Origin of the sequence: Acetobacterium sp. MES1 (genome assembly GCF_002237635.1) — a bacterium.
Lineage (GTDB): Bacteria > Bacillota > Clostridia > Eubacteriales > Eubacteriaceae > Acetobacterium > Acetobacterium wieringae.
In genome coordinates this window covers 1-23,660 of sequence record NZ_MJUY01000054.1, presented here as the reverse complement: position 1 = coordinate 23,660, position 23,660 = coordinate 1, and the positions used below count along the sequence as shown (strand labels likewise).

21 protein-coding genes, 12 tRNA genes and 2 rRNA genes are annotated in these 23,660 nt (G+C 42.6%); 3 read left to right on the top strand and 32 right to left on the bottom strand.

What is annotated here, in order from left to right; all coding sequences use genetic code 11:
• Positions 1-4: 4 nt before the first annotated feature.
• From rplC to BI182_RS14585, 13 genes are all read right to left on the bottom strand, one after another.
• Positions 5-634, bottom strand: coding sequence for a 50S ribosomal protein L3 (gene rplC / locus BI182_RS14645; RefSeq protein ID WP_286808979.1), 630 nt, complete (start codon positions 632-634; stop codon positions 5-7).
• A 54-nt stretch (positions 635-688) separates the two neighbouring features.
• Positions 689-997 carry a 30S ribosomal protein S10 gene (rpsJ, locus tag BI182_RS14640; RefSeq protein ID WP_014357213.1) on the bottom strand — a complete coding sequence of 103 codons (309 nt, stop codon included), beginning with the start codon at positions 995-997 and terminating at the stop codon, positions 689-691.
• 290 nt (positions 998-1,287) lie between these two features.
• Positions 1,288-2,169 carry a DegV family protein gene (locus BI182_RS14635; protein ID WP_286808974.1) on the bottom strand — a complete coding sequence of 294 codons (882 nt, stop codon included), beginning with the start codon at positions 2,167-2,169 and terminating at the stop codon, positions 1,288-1,290.
• 218 nt (positions 2,170-2,387) lie between these two features.
• Positions 2,388-3,581: an elongation factor Tu gene (gene tuf / locus BI182_RS14630; protein WP_070372670.1), complete on the bottom strand. Its 1,194-nt coding sequence runs from the start codon at positions 3,579-3,581 to the stop codon at positions 2,388-2,390.
• 70 nt (positions 3,582-3,651) lie between these two features.
• Positions 3,652-3,727, bottom strand: a tRNA-Thr gene (locus tag BI182_RS14625).
• An 11-nt stretch (positions 3,728-3,738) separates the two neighbouring features.
• Positions 3,739-3,823: transfer RNA gene (locus BI182_RS14620), tRNA-Tyr, on the bottom strand.
• 61 nt (positions 3,824-3,884) lie between these two features.
• Positions 3,885-4,493 carry an RNA polymerase sporulation sigma factor SigH gene (gene sigH / locus BI182_RS14615; RefSeq protein WP_286808970.1) on the bottom strand — a complete coding sequence of 203 codons (609 nt, stop codon included), beginning with the start codon at positions 4,491-4,493 and terminating at the stop codon, positions 3,885-3,887.
• Positions 4,494-4,505: 12 nt separating this feature from the next.
• Positions 4,506-5,018 carry an NYN domain-containing protein gene (locus tag BI182_RS14610; RefSeq protein ID WP_070369927.1) on the bottom strand — a complete coding sequence of 171 codons (513 nt, stop codon included), beginning with the start codon at positions 5,016-5,018 and terminating at the stop codon, positions 4,506-4,508.
• Complete coding sequence (gene rlmB / locus BI182_RS14605; protein WP_353744781.1) at positions 5,015-6,001, bottom strand: 23S rRNA (guanosine(2251)-2'-O)-methyltransferase RlmB; 987 nt, start codon at positions 5,999-6,001, stop codon at positions 5,015-5,017. Before rlmB ends, BI182_RS14610 begins: the two co-directional genes overlap by 4 nt.
• 67 nt (positions 6,002-6,068) lie before the next feature.
• Positions 6,069-7,274 (bottom strand): THUMP domain-containing class I SAM-dependent RNA methyltransferase, encoded by a 1,206-nt coding sequence (locus tag BI182_RS14600; protein WP_286808967.1) that lies wholly within the window; start codon positions 7,272-7,274, stop codon positions 6,069-6,071.
• Positions 7,275-7,444: 170 nt separating this feature from the next.
• Positions 7,445-8,680, bottom strand: coding sequence for a histidine--tRNA ligase (gene hisS, locus BI182_RS14595; protein WP_070369924.1), 1,236 nt, complete (start codon positions 8,678-8,680; stop codon positions 7,445-7,447).
• 11 nt (positions 8,681-8,691) lie between these two features.
• Entirely contained in the window at positions 8,692-9,918 is a 1,227-nt protein-coding gene (gene tyrS / locus BI182_RS14590) for a tyrosine--tRNA ligase (protein WP_070369923.1), read from the bottom strand.
• 66 nt (positions 9,919-9,984) lie between these two features.
• Positions 9,985-11,199, bottom strand: a complete 1,215-nt coding sequence (locus tag BI182_RS14585; RefSeq protein WP_242871564.1) for an AI-2E family transporter — start codon at positions 11,197-11,199, stop codon at positions 9,985-9,987.
• Between the two features lie 196 nt (positions 11,200-11,395).
• Between BI182_RS14585 and lspA the strand changes: the two genes are divergently transcribed.
• Complete coding sequence (gene lspA / locus BI182_RS14580; RefSeq protein ID WP_070369921.1) at positions 11,396-11,875, top strand: signal peptidase II; 480 nt, start codon at positions 11,396-11,398, stop codon at positions 11,873-11,875.
• Between the two features lie 81 nt (positions 11,876-11,956).
• Here the strand turns inward: lspA and BI182_RS14575 are convergent, their stop codons facing one another.
• Positions 11,957-12,640, bottom strand: coding sequence for a GntR family transcriptional regulator (locus BI182_RS14575; protein ID WP_070369920.1), 684 nt, complete (start codon positions 12,638-12,640; stop codon positions 11,957-11,959).
• The gene (ispE, locus tag BI182_RS14570) at positions 12,630-13,502 is read right to left on the bottom strand and encodes a 4-(cytidine 5'-diphospho)-2-C-methyl-D-erythritol kinase (protein WP_148637291.1); all 873 of its coding nucleotides are present in this window, start codon (positions 13,500-13,502) and stop codon (positions 12,630-12,632) included. Before ispE ends, BI182_RS14575 begins: the two co-directional genes overlap by 11 nt.
• A 164-nt stretch (positions 13,503-13,666) precedes the next feature.
• Here ispE and BI182_RS14565 point away from each other — a divergent pair, with 164 nt between their 5' ends.
• Positions 13,667-14,365, top strand: a complete 699-nt coding sequence (locus tag BI182_RS14565; protein WP_070369918.1) for a uracil-DNA glycosylase — start codon at positions 13,667-13,669, stop codon at positions 14,363-14,365.
• Complete coding sequence (locus BI182_RS14560; RefSeq protein ID WP_286808944.1) at positions 14,365-14,901, top strand: phosphatase PAP2 family protein; 537 nt, start codon at positions 14,365-14,367, stop codon at positions 14,899-14,901. The genes BI182_RS14565 and BI182_RS14560 overlap by 1 nt, the downstream gene beginning before the upstream one ends.
• 13 nt (positions 14,902-14,914) lie before the next feature.
• Here the strand turns inward: BI182_RS14560 and aroD are convergent, their stop codons facing one another.
• The 17 genes from aroD to BI182_RS14475 all read right to left on the bottom strand — a co-directional run.
• A complete protein-coding gene (gene aroD, locus BI182_RS14555) occupies positions 14,915-15,676 on the bottom strand; it encodes a type I 3-dehydroquinate dehydratase (RefSeq protein WP_286808931.1) in 762 nt (253 codons plus the stop codon).
• Positions 15,677-15,739: 63 nt separating this feature from the next.
• Positions 15,740-16,747 carry a nucleoid-associated protein gene (locus tag BI182_RS14550; protein WP_148637289.1) on the bottom strand — a complete coding sequence of 336 codons (1,008 nt, stop codon included), beginning with the start codon at positions 16,745-16,747 and terminating at the stop codon, positions 15,740-15,742.
• Between the two features lie 96 nt (positions 16,748-16,843).
• Positions 16,844-16,920: transfer RNA gene (locus BI182_RS14545), tRNA-Arg, on the bottom strand.
• A 64-nt stretch (positions 16,921-16,984) separates the two neighbouring features.
• Positions 16,985-17,059 (bottom strand) — tRNA-Gly (locus tag BI182_RS14540).
• A 7-nt stretch (positions 17,060-17,066) separates the two neighbouring features.
• Positions 17,067-17,151: transfer RNA gene (locus BI182_RS14535), tRNA-Leu, on the bottom strand.
• A 150-nt stretch (positions 17,152-17,301) separates the two neighbouring features.
• Positions 17,302-17,931 carry a hypothetical protein gene (locus BI182_RS14530; RefSeq protein WP_286808923.1) on the bottom strand — a complete coding sequence of 210 codons (630 nt, stop codon included), beginning with the start codon at positions 17,929-17,931 and terminating at the stop codon, positions 17,302-17,304.
• Positions 17,932-18,011: 80 nt separating this feature from the next.
• A complete protein-coding gene (locus tag BI182_RS14525) occupies positions 18,012-18,626 on the bottom strand; it encodes a molybdenum cofactor guanylyltransferase (RefSeq protein ID WP_286808922.1) in 615 nt (204 codons plus the stop codon).
• A gap of 60 nt (positions 18,627-18,686) precedes the next feature.
• Complete coding sequence (fdhF, locus tag BI182_RS14520) at positions 18,687-21,362, bottom strand: formate dehydrogenase subunit alpha (protein ID WP_070369912.1); 2,676 nt, start codon at positions 21,360-21,362, stop codon at positions 18,687-18,689.
• Between the two features lie 493 nt (positions 21,363-21,855).
• A tRNA-Gly gene (locus BI182_RS14515) sits at positions 21,856-21,930 on the bottom strand.
• A gap of 124 nt (positions 21,931-22,054) precedes the next feature.
• A tRNA-Lys gene (locus tag BI182_RS14510) sits at positions 22,055-22,130 on the bottom strand.
• Between the two features lie 4 nt (positions 22,131-22,134).
• Positions 22,135-22,219: transfer RNA gene (locus BI182_RS14505), tRNA-Tyr, on the bottom strand.
• A 21-nt stretch (positions 22,220-22,240) separates the two neighbouring features.
• A tRNA-Thr gene (locus BI182_RS14500) sits at positions 22,241-22,316 on the bottom strand.
• Between the two features lie 176 nt (positions 22,317-22,492).
• Positions 22,493-22,569 (bottom strand) — tRNA-Asp (locus BI182_RS14495).
• A 20-nt stretch (positions 22,570-22,589) separates the two neighbouring features.
• A tRNA-Glu gene (locus BI182_RS14490) sits at positions 22,590-22,664 on the bottom strand.
• A gap of 55 nt (positions 22,665-22,719) precedes the next feature.
• Positions 22,720-22,794 (bottom strand) — tRNA-Asn (locus tag BI182_RS14485).
• Between the two features lie 9 nt (positions 22,795-22,803).
• Positions 22,804-22,920, bottom strand: a 5S ribosomal RNA gene (gene rrf / locus BI182_RS14480).
• Between the two features lie 89 nt (positions 22,921-23,009).
• Positions 23,010-23,660 (bottom strand): 23S ribosomal RNA (locus tag BI182_RS14475); the annotation flags it as partial.

The following is a 23,660-nucleotide window of genomic DNA, read 5'->3' as shown; positions in this document are numbered from 1 at the left end:
TTTTTTATGCTTTAACGCTGCTTTTAATTGTAATAAGTGCTCCTCGAATGCCTGGTACTGCACCTTTGATTAAAAGTACATTGTTCTCTGCATCGACTTTAACAACTTCCAAATTAACTGCAGTTACATTTTTGTTTCCCATCTGGCCCGGAAGTTTCTTGCCTTTGAATACTCGTGAAGGCGAAGAAGATGCTCCCATGGAACCTGGGCTACGGTGATATTTTGAACCATGGGCCATTGGTCCCCGGGATTGGTTATGTCGTTTAATAACCCCCTGGAATCCCTTACCTTTTGAAGTTCCTGAAATATCCACACGTTCGCCAGCTTCAAACACATCAGCCTGAATTAATTGACCGGTTTCATAACTTGCATAATCGTCAAGTTTGAATTCCCGGATTACTTTTTTATACTCGACACTGTTTTTATCATAGTGACCTTTTAGCGGTTTTGTCATGCGTCGTTCTTTCACTTCGCCAAATGCTAATTGCACTGCTTCATATCCGTCAGTTTCGATGGTTTTCTTTTGAAGCACAACGCAGGGCCCTGCTTCAACTACAGTTACTGGAATTACTGTTCCATTTTCTGTGAAAATCTGAGTCATTCCAATTTTTCGTCCGATAATCGCTTTTTTCATTATTTCCTCCTAAATATCATTGGATTGCTTTGCAATCATAATACCAATTGGGGCTTATAGTTTGATTTCTATATCAACGCCTGCTGGTAAGTTCAATCGCATTAATGCGTCTACGGTTTTTGGTGTTGGGTTTAAAATGTCAATCAACCGTTTGTGAGTGCGCATTTCAAATTGTTCTCTGGAATCCTTATACTTGTGTACTGCTCGCAGAATTGTAATGATTTCTTTGTCTGTTGGCAGTGGCACGGGGCCAGAAACGCTCGCACCTGTTCTCTTTGCTGTTTCCACAATTCGTTCAGCGGATTGATCCAACAGTTTGTGATCAAACGCTTTTAATCTGATTCTAATTTTTTGTTTTGCCATACCTAAATTTTACCTCCTTATCAATTTTTACTCGTCATTTAGGTACTCCAACCACTCGTCAACCCATCCGGGTGTTTCATCATTATTTTTTTAGCAAAATGACGGATCATTTTGCATAAAAATCATGATTTTCGTGGTTGTCGTCCGATTCTAAGATCGTGACATACTCCATGGGAAAAACCTGCCTAAGGCGACAGCAACCTCTCACTTCATCGCAGAGTGTCAACCTTTCACATTATACAAGAAAAAAACGCCTTTGGCAAGCGTTTTTTCATATTTTACAACAATTTTCAATTTTTTTCTTCTTGCTTCAAGATTGTCTCCGGCGCCGTGTCAAAAAAATAAATACCCGTCCCCTGAAGTCCCAAATGAGCAGCCAACACGCAGCCGATCGGTACGGGTTCAATATTTTTAACACCCATCAAACGAAGTGCCGCCTCGTATTCCTCCACCGGCTTCATCGAGCCGTTAAATGCAATGCCAACGTGTTGATCCAGATAGCCGACAATGTTCTCAGCCGTTTTATCAATAATCGTCTTTTGCGCTTTCTTAGGCCCCCGGGATTTGCCAATGATTTTTAGCTCCCCTTCTTCCACTGAAACGATTGGATGAATTTTTAAGAAACCGCCAACTACTGCTGTACCCTTAGATACCCGCCCCCCCATATAAAGCCAGTTAAGGTCTTCAATGCTGAAATAAAAATGAGCATGGGGAATAAATTTTAGCGCCGCAGCAGCCAGATAATCAAGATCTTTGCCCTGGTCGATCAATTTTAACAACTCCACCGCAATCAGGCCTATGCTGCCGCCACTGTGGAGACTGTCAACAATTTGACAGCTGAAATCAGGATACTTTTCCTTCACTTCTTTTAGAATAAGACGTGACGTCTCATAACTCCCCGATAGTTTTGAGGTAAAAGCCAGATACAGGCATTCCTGATTGTTCTTGGCGCATTCTTCAAAGTATTCCAGAAAGTCCCCCGGATTCACCTGGGATGTGGTTGGCACGATTCCCCGGGCCATGAATTTATTCATGCCTTCCAAATCAATTTCCCGTTTATCCCGATAAGCCACCCCTTCAATAATCACATTTAATGAAACCATATCCAGGTTGGGATGATTTACATAATCTTTTGGCAGATCACACATACTGTCTACTAAGAGTCTAATCATTTTTCACTTCTTTCCAATTGCAGCCAGCAATTTTTAACTTATCCATACTGCTTATTGATATCTATTTATCATTTTCTCTAAGCAATCATTTTATCACTAACTTATAATTTTAACAATATCCACATAAAAAAACCGCCCCAAAAGGACGGTTGATTTTTATGTGGGTTGCTAATTTAAATATCCATAAGACATTTATTTAGTCTGTATTTGCTCTGTTATTAGTCTTCCAGCATTTTGGCAACAACACCAGAACCAACAGTACGGCCACCTTCACGAATCGCGAAACGTAAACCTTCTTCGATTGCGATTGGGGTGATCAGGGTGATTTCCATTTGTACGTTATCACCAGGCATTACCATTTCAACGCCTTCTGGTAATTTGATGACACCAGTTACGTCAGTTGTTCTGAAGTAGAACTGTGGACGGTAGCCATCGAAGAATGGAGTATGACGTCCACCTTCTTCTTTGGTTAAGACGTATACTTCTGACATATAATGGGTATGTGGTTTGATTGAACCTGGTTTAGCCAGTACCTGACCACGTTCGATCTGAGTACGGTCAACACCACGCAGTAATGCCCCTACGTTGTCGCCTGAACGACCTTCGTCGAGTAATTTACGGAACATTTCGATCCCGGTTACTACTGTTTTACGGCTGTCGTGAATACCGACGATTTCGACTTCTTCACCAACTTTAACAACCCCACGTTCGATACGTCCGGTTGCAACAGTTCCTCGACCAGTGATTGAGAAAACATCTTCAACTGGCATCAGGAATGGTTTGTCAGTATCACGTTCTGGATCAGGGATCCAGTTATCAACGGCTGTCATCAGTTCAACAATTTTGTCGCCCCATTCTCCGTCTGGATCTTCTAACGCTTTTAAAGCCGATCCGGGAATGATTGGGGTATCATCGCCCGGGAATTCGTATTCGTCAAGCAGTTCACGAACTTCCATTTCAACTAATTCCAGTAATTCTTCGTCATCGACCATATCGACTTTGTTTAAGAAAACAACGATGTATGGTACACCTACCTGACGGCTTAACAGGATATGTTCACGGGTCTGTGGCATTGGACCATCGGCAGCACTAACAACCAGGATGGCACCATCCATTTGGGCAGCACCAGTGATCATGTTCTTAACATAATCGGCATGGCCCGGGCAGTCAACGTGTGCGTAATGACGGTTAGCTGTTTCATATTCAACGTGAGCTGTAGAAATTGTGATTCCACGCTCTCTTTCTTCTGGTGCTTTATCGATGTTTTCGAATGCTACGGCTTCACCGGTTCCAAATCGCTTGTTTAATACAGATGTGATGGCCGCTGTTAATGTTGTTTTACCGTGGTCAACGTGACCAATTGTTCCAACATTTACGTGGGGCTTATTTCTTTCAAATTTTGACTTTGCCATTTGTATTCTCCTTATAAATCTAAATATTATCGTTTAACCACTATGTCAAATTTAATTTATGATATAAAAATGGAGCCCTCATCCGGATTTGAACCGGAGACCCCCACCTTACCATGGTGGTGCTCTACCTACTGAGCTATGAGGGCTTATAATAAAGTGGTGGGAGAAGATGGATTCGAACCATCGTAGACGTCGTCAACGGATTTACAGTCCGCCCCCTTTAGCCACTCGGGCATTCTCCCACGTGCTTATTAATTCAGCTTCTCTATAATAGTTTGTTTTGCCATTTTTGTCAACTGTTTTTTAAATCTTTTTACCGATTTTTTTTCGGATGCGCTGCAAGGCATTATCCACCGATTTATTTCCACACGCTAATACTCTGGAAATCTCGTAGTAGGATGCCCCCTGGATATAAAGTGCCAGAACTTTTTTCTCAAAGCTGGACAATTCCCGTTTAACGTCAATCATCAGCTGTTCCAATTCTTCTTCTTTAATTAACTCTACTCCAGGCTCCACACTTTTTTTGGCTGCCAATCGGTCAAAAATCGTATTTTCAGGATCTTCTTCCGAAACAGACGCATAAATTGATACCGAATTGTTTAGCGGCATATGTTTCTGACGATTTGCCGAGTTGATCGCTGTTTGGATTTGACGTTCGATACAAAGATTGGCAAAGGTGGAAAATTGCGCTTCTCGATCCGGGCGAAAGTCCCATATGGCCTTTAATAACCCAATCATTCCTTCCTGGATCAGATCCTCGTGATCGCCTCCAACCAGATAATAAGAACGGGCTCGAATCAGGACATTTTTTCGATATTTTTCCAGAAGATACTCCTCTGCCTCTTTGTCTCCCTGCTGGGCGCGCCTGACGATTTCCGATTCCGCTAGTTTATTATTGCTTAGCTTGACCATTTTTTCCTCGCATTATTCTTTAACACGCATTTTGTTAAATTGATCCAGGGTTTCTTCATCCAAAAAATCACTGAGCTTAAGACCCTGTTTCGGGACGCTTTTTCTCTTATCATCCCGAAAATTCTTCAACGACGCTTCCATATCCTGAATCAACTCCCGCACCGGAACCCGCTCGGCGCCGTTGGCCATGACCATTTGCTGAAGGGTAAAATCTGACGTTACCACCCGAACGTTATAAGCTTTCGGGAGGCTATAGACAAGCTTTTCAATATAGCTGTCGGCGGTTTTATTCTTTTCGGTAAACACTACTTTGATCCGGCCATGGACTTCTTCCCGTTTTTCCAATGATTGTTGCTGATAGGCATCGAAAACAAGGATGGTTTCCCATCCTTTAAATCCGCTGTAGCCATTTAAATCATCGATCAACTTTAGCCTGGCTTCTTCCAACTGAATTTCTGAAAGACGTTTTAAATCATCTGAACCATGAATGACATTATAACCATCCACAATTAATATGGTTTTCATTGAAATCGCTGTTTGGCAGCCTCTGCAAAAATGATCGCTGCTGCTGCTGATGCATTAAAGGATTCAATCTCGCCATGTACGGGAATCGATACTGAAAAATCGCATTGCTTTTTGATCTTCTCGCTGATTCCACTCCCCTCGTTACCAATAACAATGGCCAATGACCCCTTGTAATCGGCTTTATAATAGGGATTGCCCTTCATATCTGTCGACATGATCCAGAATCCTTTTTTCTTGAGCTCTTCAATCGTCTGGCTGAGATTGGTCACCTTGACGATCGGAGTGTGGGATACTGCTCCGGATGAAGCTTTTACCGAAACCGCTGTCAACGATGCCGAACGGCGATTGGGAATGATGACACCGTCAGCCCCACAGATATTGGCACTCCGTATTATCGCCCCCAGGTTATGGGGATCCGTCAGATGATCGAGTATAATGATAAAGGGATCTCGACCCTTGCTTGTGGCATGATTTAAGATATCCTGAAGATTACTATAGGGAAATGGCGCCATCAACGCTACAATCCCCTGATGAACCTGACCATCAGCCAGATACTCCAGTCTGGCTTTTTCGACCGAATGAATAATGATATTCTGTTTTTTCGCTGCATCGGTAATCTTTTTAAGAACATGGTCGGTGTTGTCTTTTAAAATCAATAATTTATCGATTTCCTGACCAGAACGAAGCGCTTCCATTACCGGGTTTTTTCCGACAATTACAAACGTTTCTGCGGTAACGCCTTCGTCTTCCCGATTATATCCATCAAACTTGCGTTGTGGTCGCCGATCGTCAAAGCGACGGGGGCCACGCTCCTCCCGGGAATCTCGACTGTCAAATTTCCGTGGTTTTTTATCGTCCTTTTCCCCACGTTCTTCAAACTTGCGGGGCCTTTTATCCCCATTTACCGCCTGGTCATTTCTTTTCCCTCGGGGCTTGTCACTGGTCTTGCTGCTGTTTGAGCGACTATTTGATACTCGTTTCATCTTTTCACCTATTCTTTTATTTTAATTCGATTTATTTCTCGATAAACCGATTCTTGCATTATTTCGTTTATTTTTTGGCTTGTGTGTTTATTTCAGTTTCTGCATTCATATTTTGGGCTTCATCGACAGGGTTTCGTTTTCGTGGCGGCAGTGGTCCATAGTACTGATAATAGTAGGTCTTAATGTCGCCATTATAAAGCTTGCGATTCTTGGTTGCCACTTCGCCAAAATATTTCTCAAACTTTTCATAACCGGTAATAATAAAATAAGACCAACTATCCAGACTGTGAAAGACCTTACCCATATCCCGATAGAGGCGTTGAATTTCTTTTTCTTCGCCGATTCGCTCACCATAGGGCGGGTTGGTGATAATGACCCCATATTTTTTCTTGGTGGATACCGACTGAACCGGCAGTTTTTGAAAAGCGACCAAATCTGAAACGCCAGCCAATTCTGCATTCGTCCGGGCTTGTTTTAGCGCATTGGCATCACAATCGGATCCCAGCAACAAAAATTCTTTGTCATTGATGGCATCCCTGGCTTCCTGACGAGCCTGTTCCCACAATTCCGGCGGAATGGCGTCCCAGGTTTCAGAGACAAAATCCCGTTTCAGCCCCGGGGCAATATTTTTACCGATCAGCGCCGCTTCAATGACAATCGTTCCGGATCCACAAAGAGGATCGAGAAAAACTCGATCTGGTCGCCACCGGGATAGATAAACCAGCGCCGCAGAAATGGTTTCTTTTAGCGGCGCCTCATTGCCATATTGGCGGTACCCCCGCTTATTAAGACCAGAGCCACTGGTATCGATGGAAAGGGTGACTTCATCTTTAAGAATTTGAATATGAATCGGATACTTTCCGCCATTCTCATCAAACCAATCGACCTGATATTTAGATCTTAAGCGTTCCACCACGGCTTTTTTTACAATTCGCTGTCCGTCCGATTTACTAAACAGCGTTGATTTAACACTGGTAATTTTAGCCGCCGGAAATTTGCCGTCAACCGGGATCCAGTTTTCCCAGGGCAATGCCTTTGTTTTCTCAAACAGTTCATCAAAGGTTTCGGCCTTAAAACGGCCAATCTCCAACAGCACCCGATCAGCACAACGGAGCCAGAGATTTGACCGGGGAATCGCTTCCAGAGGCCCGGAATAACGGATTTTTCCGTTTTCCACTTCAGTTACCTCGTAGCCCAGTTTTTTTATTTCGTCCTTTACCACACTTTCGATTCCAAAAGCCACTGTGGCAATTAAGTTTATCTTTTTCGACATTCATTTTTCCTTTATCATTATTTTTGATCTTGTCGTTAACTCTCAATAGTACATTATAACACAAAAATTCGAGATATTCTTAAATAACTATATTTAAATAAAAATGAAACCCCAAACACCGTTACACTCATCGCAACCGGTGCCTGGGGCAGTAAAAATCAGTTCTTCTTCTAAAAATTCTTTATCGCTTCATCCCGACCAAAAACCACAAAGCCTTCGTATTGTCCATTATCCCAGGCGGCAATCTGTTTACCAAATTTTTTCTTCATGGCCACCAGATTGACCTGATACCCTTTGATCCGCCAGCGATCGCCTTCACCAATAACTTCTGCCATGTTGCTGCTCTGTGGATCGTAGAACAGGATGATTGCCGAATCAACTTGCCTGGCATCTTTCTGCTCTTCCATAAGAATCGTAATGATTCGCTCAAAGCCAATCGAGAAACCCACTGCCGGTACTGAAACTTTATTGTATTTGCCAATCATGTTGTCATAACGGCCACCACCGGCAATGGAATAACCATAAGGGCCATAGCTGACTTCAAAGATCAGACCAGTGTAATAACCCATTCCCCGGATCAGCGAAAAGTCAAAAACAACATCAAATTGTTCTTTAGCAAGGATTTTGACGGTGTTAATCACCTCGTTTAATTGGCCAACAGCAACAGCATCTTCCACCCACCGTTCCAAATTGTCCAGACTAATGCCGGTCACACAGGCCATCAGCTTGTCGACTTTTTCCTGGTCATGTCCCTTTTCCAACAATTCGCCGGTTACTCCAGCGACTCCAATTTTATCCATTTTATCGAGTGCAATACAGACTGTTCCGACCTGATCTGCGGCAAAGCCAGCATTGATAATGACTTCACTTAAGAGCTGACGATGATTCACTTTTATCGTGAAACCGGCAAACCCCATTGCCAGCAGCGCTTTGGCCGTGGTATCCATTAGCTCAATCTCTGCCGAAACGGTAGGATCGCCAATAATATCGATATCACATTGTTTAAAGGCCCGAAACCGGCCTTTTTGAGGTCGCTCCGCCCGAAAGACATTACCGATCTGTATTGCCTTAAACGGCGTTTCGAGCACTTCCTGATTGTTTGAATAAAAACGGCTCAGGGGCAAAGTTAGATCAAAGCGCAGACCCATATCACAAAGATCTGTTACACTGGCTTCCTGACTTAAATCCAGCTTTTCGCCACGCTTTAAGATGGTAAACAGCATTTTTAAGTTCTCGCCACCATCACTGCCCAGCAGCAATTCGAGATTTTCCATCACCGGGGTTTCAATCCGGCTGAAGCCATGAGAACGGTAGACTGCCAATATCTGTTGCTCCAACCGATCCCGAATTTTCATTTCCTCGGGCAAAATATCCCGGGTACCTCTCACAGGTTTTGAACTGATCATCTGGTCACCTTCTATACTAAATTAATTTGCTTGAACGCTTTTTTGCCCTTTTTGAGAACAATTTTCTTGTCTTTAAAATCTGCCAGTGTTACCAGCCGTTTAAAATCGGATACTTTTTCACCATTTAGCAGAACTCCGCCCTGGTCAATCAAACGACGTCCCTCACTGCGGGTAGGGATCAACTTCGCCACTTCGAGTATTGACAGGATATCCATGCCGTCGCCCAATTCCGCTTGCAATAAATCCACACTTGGAATTTCAGCATCTCCCTGATCGCCAGCAAAAAGCTTGCGGGCCGCACTTTGAGCTTCCTGAGCTGCTTCCGTGCCATGGATAATCTCAGTAACGGTAAACGCCAGGATTTCCTTGGCCTGATTGATTTGGGAGTCTTTAAGGGCTCCCAAACGCCGCACCTCATCCATCGGAATGAAGGTCAAAAGCGCCAGACATTTTTCCACATCAGCATCGGCAATGTTTCGCCAGTACTGGTAAAATTCGTAGGGCGATGTTTTTTCCGGATCCAACCACAATGCCCCTTTGGCTGTTTTGCCCATTTTAATACCCTCACTGGTGGTCAGTAGTGAGAAAGTCATGCCATAGACCTGTTTTGCATCTTTGCGACGAACCAGCTCAACGCCAGCAATAATATTTGACCACTGGTCATTGCCACCAAACTGCATCTTACAGCCCTGTTCTTTATGCAGCACATAAAAATCATAGGCCTGGAGCAGCATATAATTAAATTCCAAAAAGGTCAGTCCTTTTTCGAGCCGTGATTTATAGCAATCCGCCGTCAGCATCCGGTTAACTGAGAAATGGGTTCCAATTTCCCGTAAAAAGTCAATGTAATTAAGCGGCAGCAACCACTGGGCGTTATTGAGCATCACCGCCTTGTCATCTTCAAAGGTCAGAAATTTTTCAAAGACCTTTTTGAATTTTTCACCATTCTCAACAATCCGTTCCAACGTCATCACCTGACGCATATCAGATCGGCCAGAAGGATCACCAATCATCGTGGTTCCACCTCCGATTAAGGCAATCGGTCGATGGCCATGACGTTGCATGTGAGCCATCACCATAATCTGAATGAAATGTCCAATATGAAGACTGTCAGCCGTTGGATCAAAACCAATATAAAAAGAAACGGATTCTTCCGCCAGTAATTTTTTTATCTCTTCTTCGTGGGTACATTGTTCAATAAAGCCCCGCTCCTGCAATACGTCAAATACACTTTCCATTTATCTCTGTCCTTTCCTTATTCAAGGGGTTTCCCCCGCAATTATTCTAAATAGTTTTGTTACTGTTTATCCCTGTAGTTTTTCAAGCGCCTCTTTTTTTCGTTCCCACCGAGTCAGTCCTTCTTCAAAAAACACTTTGATCACTGCAAACATCGGAATCGCCACAAACATCCCCAACAGGCCAAAAAGACTGCCCCCGACAATAACTGAGAACAATACCCAGAAGGGATTGAGCTCGACAATTTTTCCCAACACATTTGGTGCTAAAACATTACCATCAAACTGCTGGACAACAAGAATCCAGATTGCCACCCAAAAGGCCTTGGACGGATCATCAATAAAGGTGATGACAATAGCCGGTACCGCCCCAATAATTGGACCAAAATATGGAATCACATTGGTAACGGCAACAATCACACCAAATAAGGGTGCATAATCCACGCCAATCACCAAAAGTCCCAGATAAAATAAAAATCCAATCAGCATTGATGTCAGAATTTTTCCGGTAAAATATTTGTAAAAAATTTCATCAATGGTCAGGATCGCCCAATGACTTCCATTGTATAAGGTCTTGTTTAACACCGCTTTAGCAAAACGATCGACCTGATCACTGATTTTTTCCTTATCCAGCATTAAATAGAGCCCAACAAAAAAAACAATAAAAAAGCTGATGACAAAGCCGATGGTTCCTTTTAAAAAGACAAAGGCAAAATTACCGATATTTTTAATGGAGTCCGGATTAGCCCCAAAATATGTGGTCAGCTGATTGAGTACATCCATTGCCGTCATATTCTGCAGACTATCGATTGCTACCTTCAGTTCAGTTAAAATATCCTGTGCGGCTCCACCTTTAGCCAGACTTTCTCCCAGATAGTTATCAATGATTGTTAAGTACTCGGGAGTCTGGGCAATCAGACCGGTCAGACTCTCGATCACCGATGGAATCGTCGCATAAAAAAACAATACAATTAAGATAATGGTGATCACATAGACAATCAGAATTGAAAGCAAGCGAACCACCCGGGCCTTGTTTTGGCTTCGGGGAACCGTTTTAAAGATAAACTTTTCCACTCCCCGCATTGGCCGGAATAAAAAATATGCCAGCACTACACCCAACAGAATCGGCATCAATACTTCCAGAGTTCTGGTAATCATGCCACTTAGTGTTTGGGTAACGACGCCAAAATTATCCAATAATTTATATGACAAAATTAGGATAAGTATCCCCACTAACAGATAGCTGTATTTTTTTACAAGTTCCTGATCGATTTTAAATTTCAACCGCTCCTCCAATACTGTTTTTAATTCGAGTTATATCTTAACATTTAACCGGAAAAAATTAAAGCAGTTTCAGCCAGATTCTTAAATTATGATTAAACAAAACCGCATTAATACCCGTATATTTTAAAGTTTTCCTTGTCTTTTAGAGAAATCTATCATAATATTTTTATAGTTAATTCTTTTTTTAGGAGAAATCATGATCTATATCGCTATTATTCTTTTTGCTATATTTCTTGACCAGTATTCGAAATACCTGGTCGTTGCCCATATAAAACCGATTGATACCTTACCACTTATTCCTGATGTTTTTCATTTAACCTATGTCGAAAATACCGGTGCTGCATTCAGTCTGATGACTAATAAACAGATTTTCTTAATTCTTATGACCCTGGTTTTTATTGGGGTTCTCATCTATTTTTTAATCAAGATACCAGATATCCGGGAGAATCGAGTTATTAAAACCGCTCTTGCCTTCATCATCGGCGGTGCTGCCGGGAATTTACTGGATCGCCTGCGTCTGAATTTTGTCGTGGATTTTCTTGATTTTCGAGTTATCAAATTTGCGATCTTTAATTTCGCCGACATCTTTGTAGTTTGTGGGAGCATTATCCTTGTCATTGCGCTGTTCACCAATAAAAATTTTTTGGAAAACAATGACTTTGGTAGTCTGGAGTAGATCAATTAAAAATACTGCAGCTAAACAAAACGCCTCCCGGGATAAAACAAAAATTGTCTTATCCCGGGAGGCGTTTTTTGTCTACTCGTTTTTTTTGAGCAAACCAAGCATGCTGTCGCCAGTCGTATAGATATGATCGCAGGCGGCCAGATTGGCTTTTCGGCACTCACCCTTTTCGATCTGTCTGATTATTTCCATATGCTGATTGACCAGCGGCGTTTTATCTTCAATGCGATGGACGTATTCAGCCCGAAACCGCTGCATCTGCTCCCGCAGACTATTGATCATTGCCTGTAATTTGACATTTTTTGATGCAGTATAAATCGTTTCATGAATCTGCATATCATGTTTGATGATTCCCTCTTCATCATTATGCAACGCCGACTCTCCAAACAATTCGTTAGCTTCATAGAGCCTGCTGATTTCCTCTTTGGTGGCATTCATGGCCGCCAGCTCAGCTGCCAACCCTTCCAGTGCCCGGCGGATTTCCATCATTTCTTTGAGATCGTTCACTGACATTGGTGTCACATAGACACCTTTTCTTGGTACCATTTTTACCAGCCCCTCCAGTTCAAGCTTCCGGATGGATTCTCGCACCGGAGTCCTGCTGACGCCCATCTGTTCAGCCAACTGAACCTCCATTAAACGCTGTCCCGGTTGGAGTTCACCGGTAATAATAGCGCAGCGGATGGTTTCAAAAACAATTTCCCGCAATGGCTTACAGGAACTTATATCAAGACTTAAGCCTTTTTTATCATCCCACATCGTTTTCTCCTTCTTCAGTGTTGCTTAAAAAACACATTGTATATTTTTCTTTGAAAAATCGCCAGGATTTTTCCGCCAATTCATGGTTCTGATAATACCCAATGACCGTCGACCCGCTACCGGTCATGACGGCGGCCAAAGCCCCCTGTTCCATCATTTGGTTTTTAACCGTCTTTATTTCAGGATATTCGGCAAAAGCTACGGCTTCAAAAACGTTTCCCAGTTTCATTTTTAACATATCATACGCATCATCCTGCAACAGCTTGATAATCTCCGGAATATCCGGATGATTTTCGATCATTGATTCATCCAGTTTTTTAAAGGCCCAGGGGGTGGCGATATCAATATCTGGTTTTACCACCAGAACTATCATTTTCCTCAGGTCTTTTAGCGGAGTGATTTTTTCGCCGATCCCTTCTACCAGAGCCGTACCACCAACCAGACAGTACGGTACATCTGCCCCAATGGTAACGCCAATTGCCAAAAGCTCCGATTGCGTTAGCCCCAGTTGCCAAAGACGATTCAGACCATTTAAGGCAGCCGCTGCATCACTGCTGCCTCCAGCCAGGCCAGCCTGAGTTGGAATTCGCTTTTCCAGATGAATTTTAGCTCCCTGTTTGACATCGAACTGACGCTGCAGTTTATGGGCTGCTTTGATCACCAGATTTCGCTCATCCAGAGGAATGGTATCCTCGTTGGACGTTAAACTAATTCCCGTCGCACAGGATTCAAAGGTCAATATATCATCCAATTCGATTAAATGATTAATCATCTTCATTTCATGATAACCATCTTCCCGGATGCCAACAACATCCAAAGATAGATTCACTTTAGCTTTGGCCTTTAACACAACCTTATTCATCTTTCCTCACATTGCACTCATAATATTGTATACTTTATTCATTATAACACAGTCCCTCCCTGATTCAAATAAAAATCATGGTTATAATCCAATTTTATAGTGTATAATCAAGACATTAACTTACCCAAATCCACTCATCACCACTATATTTAGGAGAATAAACGATGGCTATCCATTTTGACAACGATTGGGAACAACCCATTCAACACGAATTAAAATCCGACTACTACCGGAACCTGCGGCATTTTTTGATTAACGAATATCAGAACCGGGTTGTTTACCCCCCCATGCATGATATCTTCAATGCCTTTCACCTGACGCCATTGTCGCAAACAAAGGTTTGTATCATTGGCCAAGACCCCTACCACGGTCCCGGGCAAGCCCATGGCCTGGCTTTTTCAGTCAAACCTGGCGTAGCAATTCCCCCTTCGCTGCAAAATATCTATAAGGAGCTGGAAGCTGATTTAGGTTGCCCGATACCCCGCCATGGCTGTTTGACCGACTGGGCCACACAGGGAGTGCTGCTACTCAATGCCGTACTCACCGTCCGGGGTGGTGAAGCAGGTTCTCATCGAAATGCAGGTTGGGAGATTTTTACCAGTCAGATCATAAAATTGTTAAACACCCGAGCTGAACCAGTTATTTTTATTCTTTGGGGCCGGGATGCCCAAAACAAAAAATCTCTAATTACCAACCGCCATCATCCCATCATTGAATCCGCCCATCCCAGTCCTTTGTCAGCCCACCGTGGTTTTTTTGGCAGTCGGCCCTTTTCCAAAGCTAACCAGCTGTTGCAAGCCCAGGGAATTGCGCCCATCGACTGGTGCATTAAGGATCTTGAGACATCCAATGGAGCAAACTAATGGATCTCAACATCTTAATATGGATTCATCAGCATCTGGTTTTTGAACAGCTTAACGTTTTTTTTATTTTTATCACTAATTTATGGGGCGATGGTATTCTAACGGTTATTCTTACACTGTTTCTGCTAATAAAAAAAGAAACCCGTTTAACGGGTCTCGTCATTGCCGTTTCACTCCTATTAAATCTTTTGATTGTTAATTTAACACTTAAACCACTGGTGGCCAGACCCCGCCCCTATACCCTGTACGAGATCGAAATGCTGTTACCCATTCAGGCCGATTTTTCTTTTCCATCCGGTCACAGCTCGTCCGTTTTTGCCTTTGTCTGGGCATATCTCATTACCCGCAAAGACCGAATACGCTGGGTTTTTCTGGGTTTTGCTCTGCTGGTTTGTTTTTCACGACTTTACCTTTTTGTTCATTACCCCACCGATGTTCTGGCCGGGATTATCATTGGCATCCTCTGTGCTCTTTTTTCCCGGTGGTTGGTTTTTCGTTTTTCCGACACCCCCTGGATGCATAAGCTGCTGGACTGAAAAATGGCTCTGATTATTCAATCAGAGCCATTTTTTTCCTTATATCCACTACTTCTTCCAAACTAAGCTGTCCAGGGGCAGTTTTCCCGGCGCCAGCCACAAAAGTCAGTGAACCACCACACAGTTCGGGGGCGATGCGCGTTATTGATCCCTTTACTCCCATGGCAATGGCAATCATCGCTTTGGGAAATTTCTCATTATAGGTGAGTGTTACCTGCATCAGACGGCGAACATCGTCCGTTGACTGGGGCATTACTGCCAACTTAAGTAGATCTCCACCGGCCTCCTCCATGGCTGTAAAAATATCCCATATCTTAGCTGAAGCCGGAGTTTTCCCAAAATCATGGTATGATACAATCCACTGAGTCTCACTTGTTTTAAGAGCCTCTTTGATCCTTGTCAAAAAAGCAGCCTCGTTGTTAAGTTCCACATCCACATAGTCAACCCGGTTACTTTTTATTGCAGCAATCACCGCAGCTGCTCGAATCTCATCGGAAGTTTCGACAACACCACCTTCACAATGACTGCGATAAGTATAAATCAACCCCTGATCAGGCATTCTGATTTTCATTTCACTTAACAATTCCTGTTCGTCTGCAACGGTAAGAATCTCTCCCGGCATAAAATGATCCCGACGCCACTCCAGAAAATCACAGCCATTTGCCACCCCCACTTCAACATCAGCCAACAGTTCATTACGATTGGCGCTGATCAATGGAACACACGAGGTAAAAGTGTTTTTTTCGATTAATTTATATGTCTTTTGCCTATCCATAAAATTCTTCCTTCCAAATCTTTCGCTCATCGTAGCGAATACCATCCTGGTGACAGCAGATCGTTACTTGTGGTTTAAAAGCCCGATATTTTTGATCTCCACCGAAATGGTACCATCCGGATTATTTTTAAATTCGATAATGTCATTTCGCTTTAGCTGATCCGTAGGGATACTGATTTCAATACCGGTATCGGTAATGAACTTTTGCTTACTGAATATTTTCTTTTCGATATTTGACGTAACCGGAATCCTTTTATCATAAAGCCCCTTTTCTTCCAACGACGATCTGAAACGCTCCTGAATGGTCGAATCCCCATCAAAAACGACTTTAGCCAGATTATCGACATCAATTTCGTTTTCGGTTTCATAGTCGCCTGCCAACACCGTTTTAACTGCATTCAGCTTTTCATAATCACCGCCATATTCTCTGACAATCACTTCTTTGACAGTTTTATCAATAATGTCAAAAGCCTCCTTTTCGGAAATCGCCGGCTCACAAAAAATCAATTGGCTGGAAATATAATAAGCCTTCTCGTTATTGATCAGATATTGTTTTTCCTTTAGAAGCAGCTCATCGCTGGCCAGGTTGATAAGAATAAACTCATCCAGTTTCTGACTTTCCGTTGGCAGTACACAGGGCTGAACCAGAATATCATTTGTCAGACCATTGTCGGTATTGACGTAGTGGATGTATCCCTGTTTGTAATTAAATTTGAAAATTCCCAGATAGTTTTCATGTTCGATGTTAAAGTCCACAAAAACCAGATCGGCGGAGGGTATCTCTATATTTTCCAGCATATAGTCAAAAAACAACTGCGATATTTCAGAGCTAACTCGGATCAGCTCATGGGGATTATTCTTATAATCAATGATTCGCTCTTTAAAAGGACTCCCCACCCGAAACATGGTTCGTTTAATTTCCGGATCCTTTAGCGATCTTAACACATGTTTTTCGACATATTCTTTGATCAACACCGTCATATTTAAAAGCATGTCCGATAACACCGGGATACTTGCATTGGTATCCAAAACATGTAAAATTGCTTTGTTAATACTGATTTCTGGTTTCATTTCATTTTCCTATTCTTATTACGTTTGATCAGATGACATTCAACAAACTTTCGGGTAAATAAAAAACAGCCACGAATGACTGTTTAAGCACGTTTATGGTACGCCCAGAGGGGCTCGAACCCCCAACCTACTGGTTCGAAGCCAGGCACTCTATCCAATTGAGCTATGGGCGCACATAAGTAGATTAAAAAGAATGACTCGGACAATCGCCCAAATCGCTTCAAATTTATTAAATTTTGGAGCGGAAGACGGGATTTGAACCCGCGACCCTCGCCTTGGCAAGGCGATGCTCTACCACTGAGCCACTTCCGCTTATAATTGGTGCGGATGAAGGGACTTGAACCCCCACATCATTCGATACTAGATCCTAAGTCTAGCGCGTCTGCCAATTCCGCCACATCCGCTAAGCAATGCTGTCATCTGTAACGTGCTTGATTATAATAACAAAATACGTAGGCTTTGTCAACCCACTTTGAAACTTTTTTTATATTTTATATGCTGTCTTTAAATAATTCCATTATATTATTTTTTGAACCATAGATCAAAACCCGGTCTCACTGTTTAATTTCATCAGAAGAAATAACATGATCCATGATTATATTCCCCCGTTTGATTAACAAAACATTTAATTTATAGGTATGCCGAAAATTCATTTCCAATAAGGTTTTATCTCTGATCTCCGGGGGAATGCAGGTTACAAAAACCTCAGCGATGAGCTTATCGTGAAACATTTCCAGAATGCGAACATTATTACAAAATGCTCCCTTTGTTTTGTTTTTAGCCAGGCGCTCCACTAATTCATCAAATTTTCGGATGATCCATTTTGATCGGGTTATCACTAAAATTACCACAAGAAAAACCAGTGAATAAAGTATTGTCATCCAATTGATCTGATCCCCTGAAGAACGAATAAATAAATTGACTAAAAGCGAAACCCCGGAAACCGCAAACAGATAGCCAAACAGCATCATCACTCGAGCCAAATTACGCCTCGCCGCCGAATTAAGGATCAATTCGCTTTCTCTCGTGGTAAAGCCGCTGTTCGTCATACAGGATACCGCCTGAAAACGGGCCTTATCTTCCCGCAGACCGGTCAGACGAAAAAGCACGGTAAATATCTCCACCAGGATAAAATAGGCAATTATCAGGACAAAAAAACTAATCAGTGATACATTAAAACTCATACTACTCCTTTTTAAAGGCCACCGATCCGAATCATTTACCGGCATGACCTTCAGATTTATATTATGCCGCACGATCCCGATTAAATCAAGTCTCGTCTTTTTTTGATATGATTTTTTAACTCACTGGGGGTATTTAAATTGCAGAACATATCCCAGTCGGGACTGAACTCTCGCCCTTTTTTCTCATCAATATAATAGAGATTTTCATGCTCAAAGCATTTATAAATGCTCTTGCGCCCTGTTTCCAGGAAAGAAGCTACTTTAGGGCCAAGATCAGCACGATAGAACGCATTAAAGGGTTCGATCCACTCTTCAAAACGGGTAACGCAACCACCTACATCAGGATTGTTCTCAATCAGTCGCTTCATGTATACCACATAATCATGATTATAAACCGGCATGTCACAAGCTGTTACATAAAGATACTCAGATCGGGCATGCAAAAGACCGGTATAAATACCTACCAGGGATGCCGACACCTCCACAGCATCTGGATACACACCCCGAATCCCAGCAATTTCGGGCAGATCTTCTGGTTTTGATCCGGCAATAATAATATCTTCAAAATCTAAGGAAAGCTGTTTAACAATGCGATTGATGATATTTTCGCCATCAATCCGTAATTTTTTTTTGTCATATCCCATTCGTCGACTGAGGCCCCCCGACAAGATTACTGCTGTACCAAACTTCTTCAAATCCATCCTCCTTTAATCGAAAAAGGGTGCTTATGCGCACCCTTTTTGGTTTGTGACTATTTACTTACTAATATTGACTTTGACAACTTTAAATGGTGGAATTTTAGCTATTGGATCTAATTCTCCGCCGGTTAGATGATTAGCACCGCTGTTTCCATAATGGAATGGCATGAACAGATTCGTTTCCATAATTCCCTTATTGAAACGGGTTTTTGCAGAAACATTTCCTCTGGGCGACGTAACGGTAATGAAATCTCCCTCATTGATGTCATATTCTTTAGCTGTTTCGGGATTGATTTCGACAAATGGGTCACCAGCGATTTCCTCGATTCCTGGTGTCCGCATGGTCATGGTTCGGGTATGATAGTGCTGCAAAATACGACCGGTCATCAGAATCAGTGGGTATTTTTCATCAGCCTGATCTTCAGGTGGGATATAATCGGCAATCATAAAGGCCCCTAAACCGCGTGTGAATTTTTCAGCATGGAGGAATTTTGCCCCCTCTGAATCCTTACTCAGGCATGGCCATTGAATCCGATCGCCATTTCTGAGTCGTTCATGAGAAACCCCGGTGTAGCTGGGAGTTACAGAGGCAATCTCATCCATGATTTCTTCTGCACTGTTAAAGTCGAAGCCTTTGGCTCCCAGCTTCTGAGCAATTAAAGAAATAATTTCCCAGTCATTCTTAGCTTCTCCGGGAGCTTCTACCGCTTTTCGGAGTAACTGAATACGGCGTTCCGTATTGGTGAAGGTACCATCCTTTTCAGCATATACAAAGGCTGGCAGGACAACATCCGCATACTCTGTCGTTTCAGTTAAGAAGATGTCCTGGACTACAACAAAATTGGCTTTTTCAAGAGCATGTTTAACATGATTTGTGTCCGGATCAGAAACAACTGGATTCTCGCCCATGACGTATAAGAATTTTACGGTTCCGTCGCCGACCCCATTAATAATTTCAGTCAGTGTTTTGCCAGCATTTTGTGGCAGTTTGACATCCCAGGCTTTTTCGAATTTTTCCACCACTTCCGGGTTGGCGGTTTTCTGATAACCTGGCAAATCGCCTGGTAATGCGCCCATATCACAGGCTCCCTGAACATTATTCTGACCACGCAATGGATTAACACCGCATCCTTCACGGCCGATTTTTCCAGTCAGCATCGCCAGATTGGCGGTTGACATAACACCATCGGTACCGGTTTTATGCTGTGTGACACCCATGGAATAAAAGATTCCACCCTTGTCTTTGGTTGCATAGAGAAGTGCCGCTTTACGCATATCTTCAGGATCAACACCACAGATTTCAGCACATCCTTCAACAGTCAGCGTATCCATAAATTCTTTAAACGCTGCATAGCCTTCGGTTCGTTCATTGATAAAGTTTTTATCTTCCAGACCAGCGTCCAGAATGGCACGCATCATTCCATTAAGTAATGGGACATTGGTTCCCGGTTTAATCTGTAAATATACATCGGCGTATTTTGCCAGTTCGATTTTTCGTGGTTCGGCTACAATCAGAGCTGCCCCTTTTTGTTGTCGCTGTTTTATTTTAGCACCAATAACCGGATGAGTTTCGGTGGTATTGGAGCCGGTAACAAACATAACATCCATTAAATCCACTTCATCAATACTATTGGTCATCGCCCCACTACCAAATGATTTAGCCAGACCGGCAACAGTTGAAGCATGACAAAGTCGGGCACAATGATCAACGTTGTTGGTTTCACCAACAGTACGAATAAATTTCTGGAAAACATAATTATCCTCATTCGTACATCGGGCTGAAGACAGCCCCGCAACTGCCTGAGGACCTTCTGCTTTAGCTTCTTTTAGTTTCTCTGCTACTAAGTTTAAGGCTTCTTCCCAGCTTGCTTCTTCCAGAACACCGTTTTTGCGGATTAACGGCGTTGTTAAACGATCAGGGCTGCTGACAAAATCATAAGCAAAGCGTCCTTTGACACATAAAAGATTGTCATTAACATTTCCTTCTGTGCTATAAATGTCAGTAATCTTATTATCTATTATTTTTAAATTCAAGGTACAGCCTACTCCGCAATATGGACAAACAGTCTGAACTGTTTTGGCATAGGCAAAGGGTTTAAACTGTTTCGGTGCCAATGCACCAGTCGGACAGACTGCAATACAGTTACCACAGCTGACACATTCTGATTTCCCTCTGGGCGTTTCGAAAACCGGATTGATATTGGTTTCATAACCACGGTCACATTGGGCTAAAATATGGTTGCACTGAAGGTGTTCGCAAACTTTGATACATCGATTACAGAGTACACATTTATTGGGATCATAGGTATAAAACGGATTGGAATCATCGATGGGTTTTGTCATCACCCGTTCGGTACCGAAAGCCTTAACCGCATCATATTCAATGCAATTCGCATTGAATTCAACAAATTCGCAACAACCATATTTATAACATGTCATACAGTCAAAGGTATGATCTGACATGAGCATTTTTAATACAAATCGGCGCGCTTCTCTTACCTCCGGCGTATTGGTATTAACCACCATACCTTCCGCTACTGGAGTTGAGCAGGAAGTTTCAAGTCTTCTCGCTCCAACGACTTCAACAAGACACATACGACAGCTGCCTTCCGGTGTGAAGTCTTTAAAATTACATAATGTCGGAATGTCGATACCGATGGAACGTGCTGCTTTCAGTATTGTAGTTCCTGGTTCGACACTAACTTTTTGTCCATCAATTGTCAAATTAACCATAAATTTATTTCTCCCTTCTTTTAGGATTCCATTATATTCTATAACTTTTAATTTGTCATTGATGTTTTTTAGTTAAATGATTCTTTTCTCGGATGATTTAAGAAATACATACTTATCGTCTTAGTAAAATCACCAAGAATCCCTGTCGGATGGGATTTTGCAATGCTTTACAAAACGATATTCTGGATCTGAATTTATAATGATTGTATGTTTGTGATTTAACTAACAAAAATTAAATGCGAATAAAATACTACTTCGGAAAATAGCAACAATAACGAGTAATTTTCCGACGTTAAAAAATGACTGTCGATTAAACTACCACAAAATTTTTATAGCAATCTCAATTCTATCAGTTATTACTGATAATTTTTACAGGAATTTGTAATTCACTTCCAAATTTATATGAGTCAAGTTAGAACTATTTTAGAGAAAAATAAAAAAGTGCAAAATTGTTATACACAACTTTACACTTACGTTTTGACGATCATCTTATTGGAGCGGAAGACGGGATTCGAACCCGCGACCCCCGGCTTGGGAAGCCAGTGCTCTACCACTGAGCCACTTCCGCAACGCTTATATTATAACAACAAATCCATTCTTCTGCAAGTAATTATTTCATACAAATGATGTTTTTGTTGAATTTTATTAACAAAAAAGTAAAAAACCGCAAATCATGCGGTTAGCTTTTTTAATGGTGACCCATGGGCGACTTGAACGCCCGACACCCTGATTAAAAGTCAGATGCTCTACCAACTGAGCTAATGGGTCATGATGGTGGGAGAAGATGGATTCGAACCATCGTAGACGTCGTCAACGGATTTACAGTCCGCCCCCTTTAGCCACTCGGGCATTCTCCCATCCGAATTTTGACAAAAAAATGGAGCTGATGAACGGACTCGAACCGTTAACCTGCTGATTACAAATCAGCTGCTCTGCCAATTGAGCCACATCAGCTTAATAAAAAAGTATTGATACATTGAATTACTTACTGCTAATACACTACAGATAACTAAGTGATTCGCACCAAAATTTTGACTCGCTACTCTCGTCAATTTTGGGCTCTCTACTTATGCCAATTGAGCCACATCAGCTTAATGATAATTGTTTGACATACTATTATGTTTTGTAAATGGCGACCTGGAAGAGACTCGAACTCTCGACCTCCAGCGTGACAGGCTGGCATTCTAACCAACTGAACTACCAGGCCGCTTGGATGGATATTAAATTTGGTGACCCCTAGGAGACTCGAACTCCTGTTACCGCCGTGAAAGGGCGGTGTCTTAACCGCTTGACCAAGGGGCCTTGCTTAAAAGAGCGGATATGAAACGGTCTGCTTCACACCCGCTTTGTTCCTTAATGGCTCCCCAGGCTGGATTCGAACCAGCAACCTATCGGTTAACAGCCGAGTGCTCCACCGTTGAGCTACTGAGGATTATTTAAAATCCCGCAACGTCCTATCCTCCCAGGCAGTTGCCCACCAAGTACTTTCGGCGCTGGAAGACTTTACTTCTGTGTTCGGTATGGGAACAGGTGTGGCCCTTCCGCCATCGTCGCGAGATTAATTAACTATTTAATTATTATTGCATTTATCAATTGTCTTTTATGATCACGCAGTGATCATTCAAAACAGCACAGTGTATAAATTCTTGGATCAAGACCTCGGTCGATTAGTACTGGTCAGCTCCATATGTTGCCATACTTCCACATCCAGCCTATCTACCTGATCGTCTATCAGGGACCTTAACCTTTCGGTGAGATATCTTATCTTGAGGGGGGCTTCGTGCTTAGATGCCTTCAGCACTTATCCCTTCCAAACTTAGCTACCCAGCTATGCTCCTGGCGGAACAACTGGTGCACCAGTGGTTTGTCCGTTCCGGTCCTCTCGTACTAGGAACAGCTCCTCTCAAATATCTAACGCCCACGACGGATAGGGACCGAACTGTCTCACGACGTTCTGAACCCAGCTCGCGTGCCTCTTTAATGGGCGAACAGCCCAACCCTTGGGACCTGCTTCAGCCCCAGGATGAGACGAGCCGACATCGAGGTGCCAAACCTCCCCGTCGATGTGGACTCTTGGGGGAGATAAGCCTGTTATCCCCGAGGTAGCTTTTATCCGTTGAGCGATGGCCCTTCCACTCGGAACCACCGGATCACTAAGCCCGACTTTCGTCCCAAATTTAATATCCATCCAAGCGGCCTGGTAGTTCAGTTGGTTAGAATGCCAGCCTGTCACGCTGGAGGTCGAGAGTTCGAGTCTCTTCCAGGTCGCCATTTACAAAACATAATAGTATGTCAAAC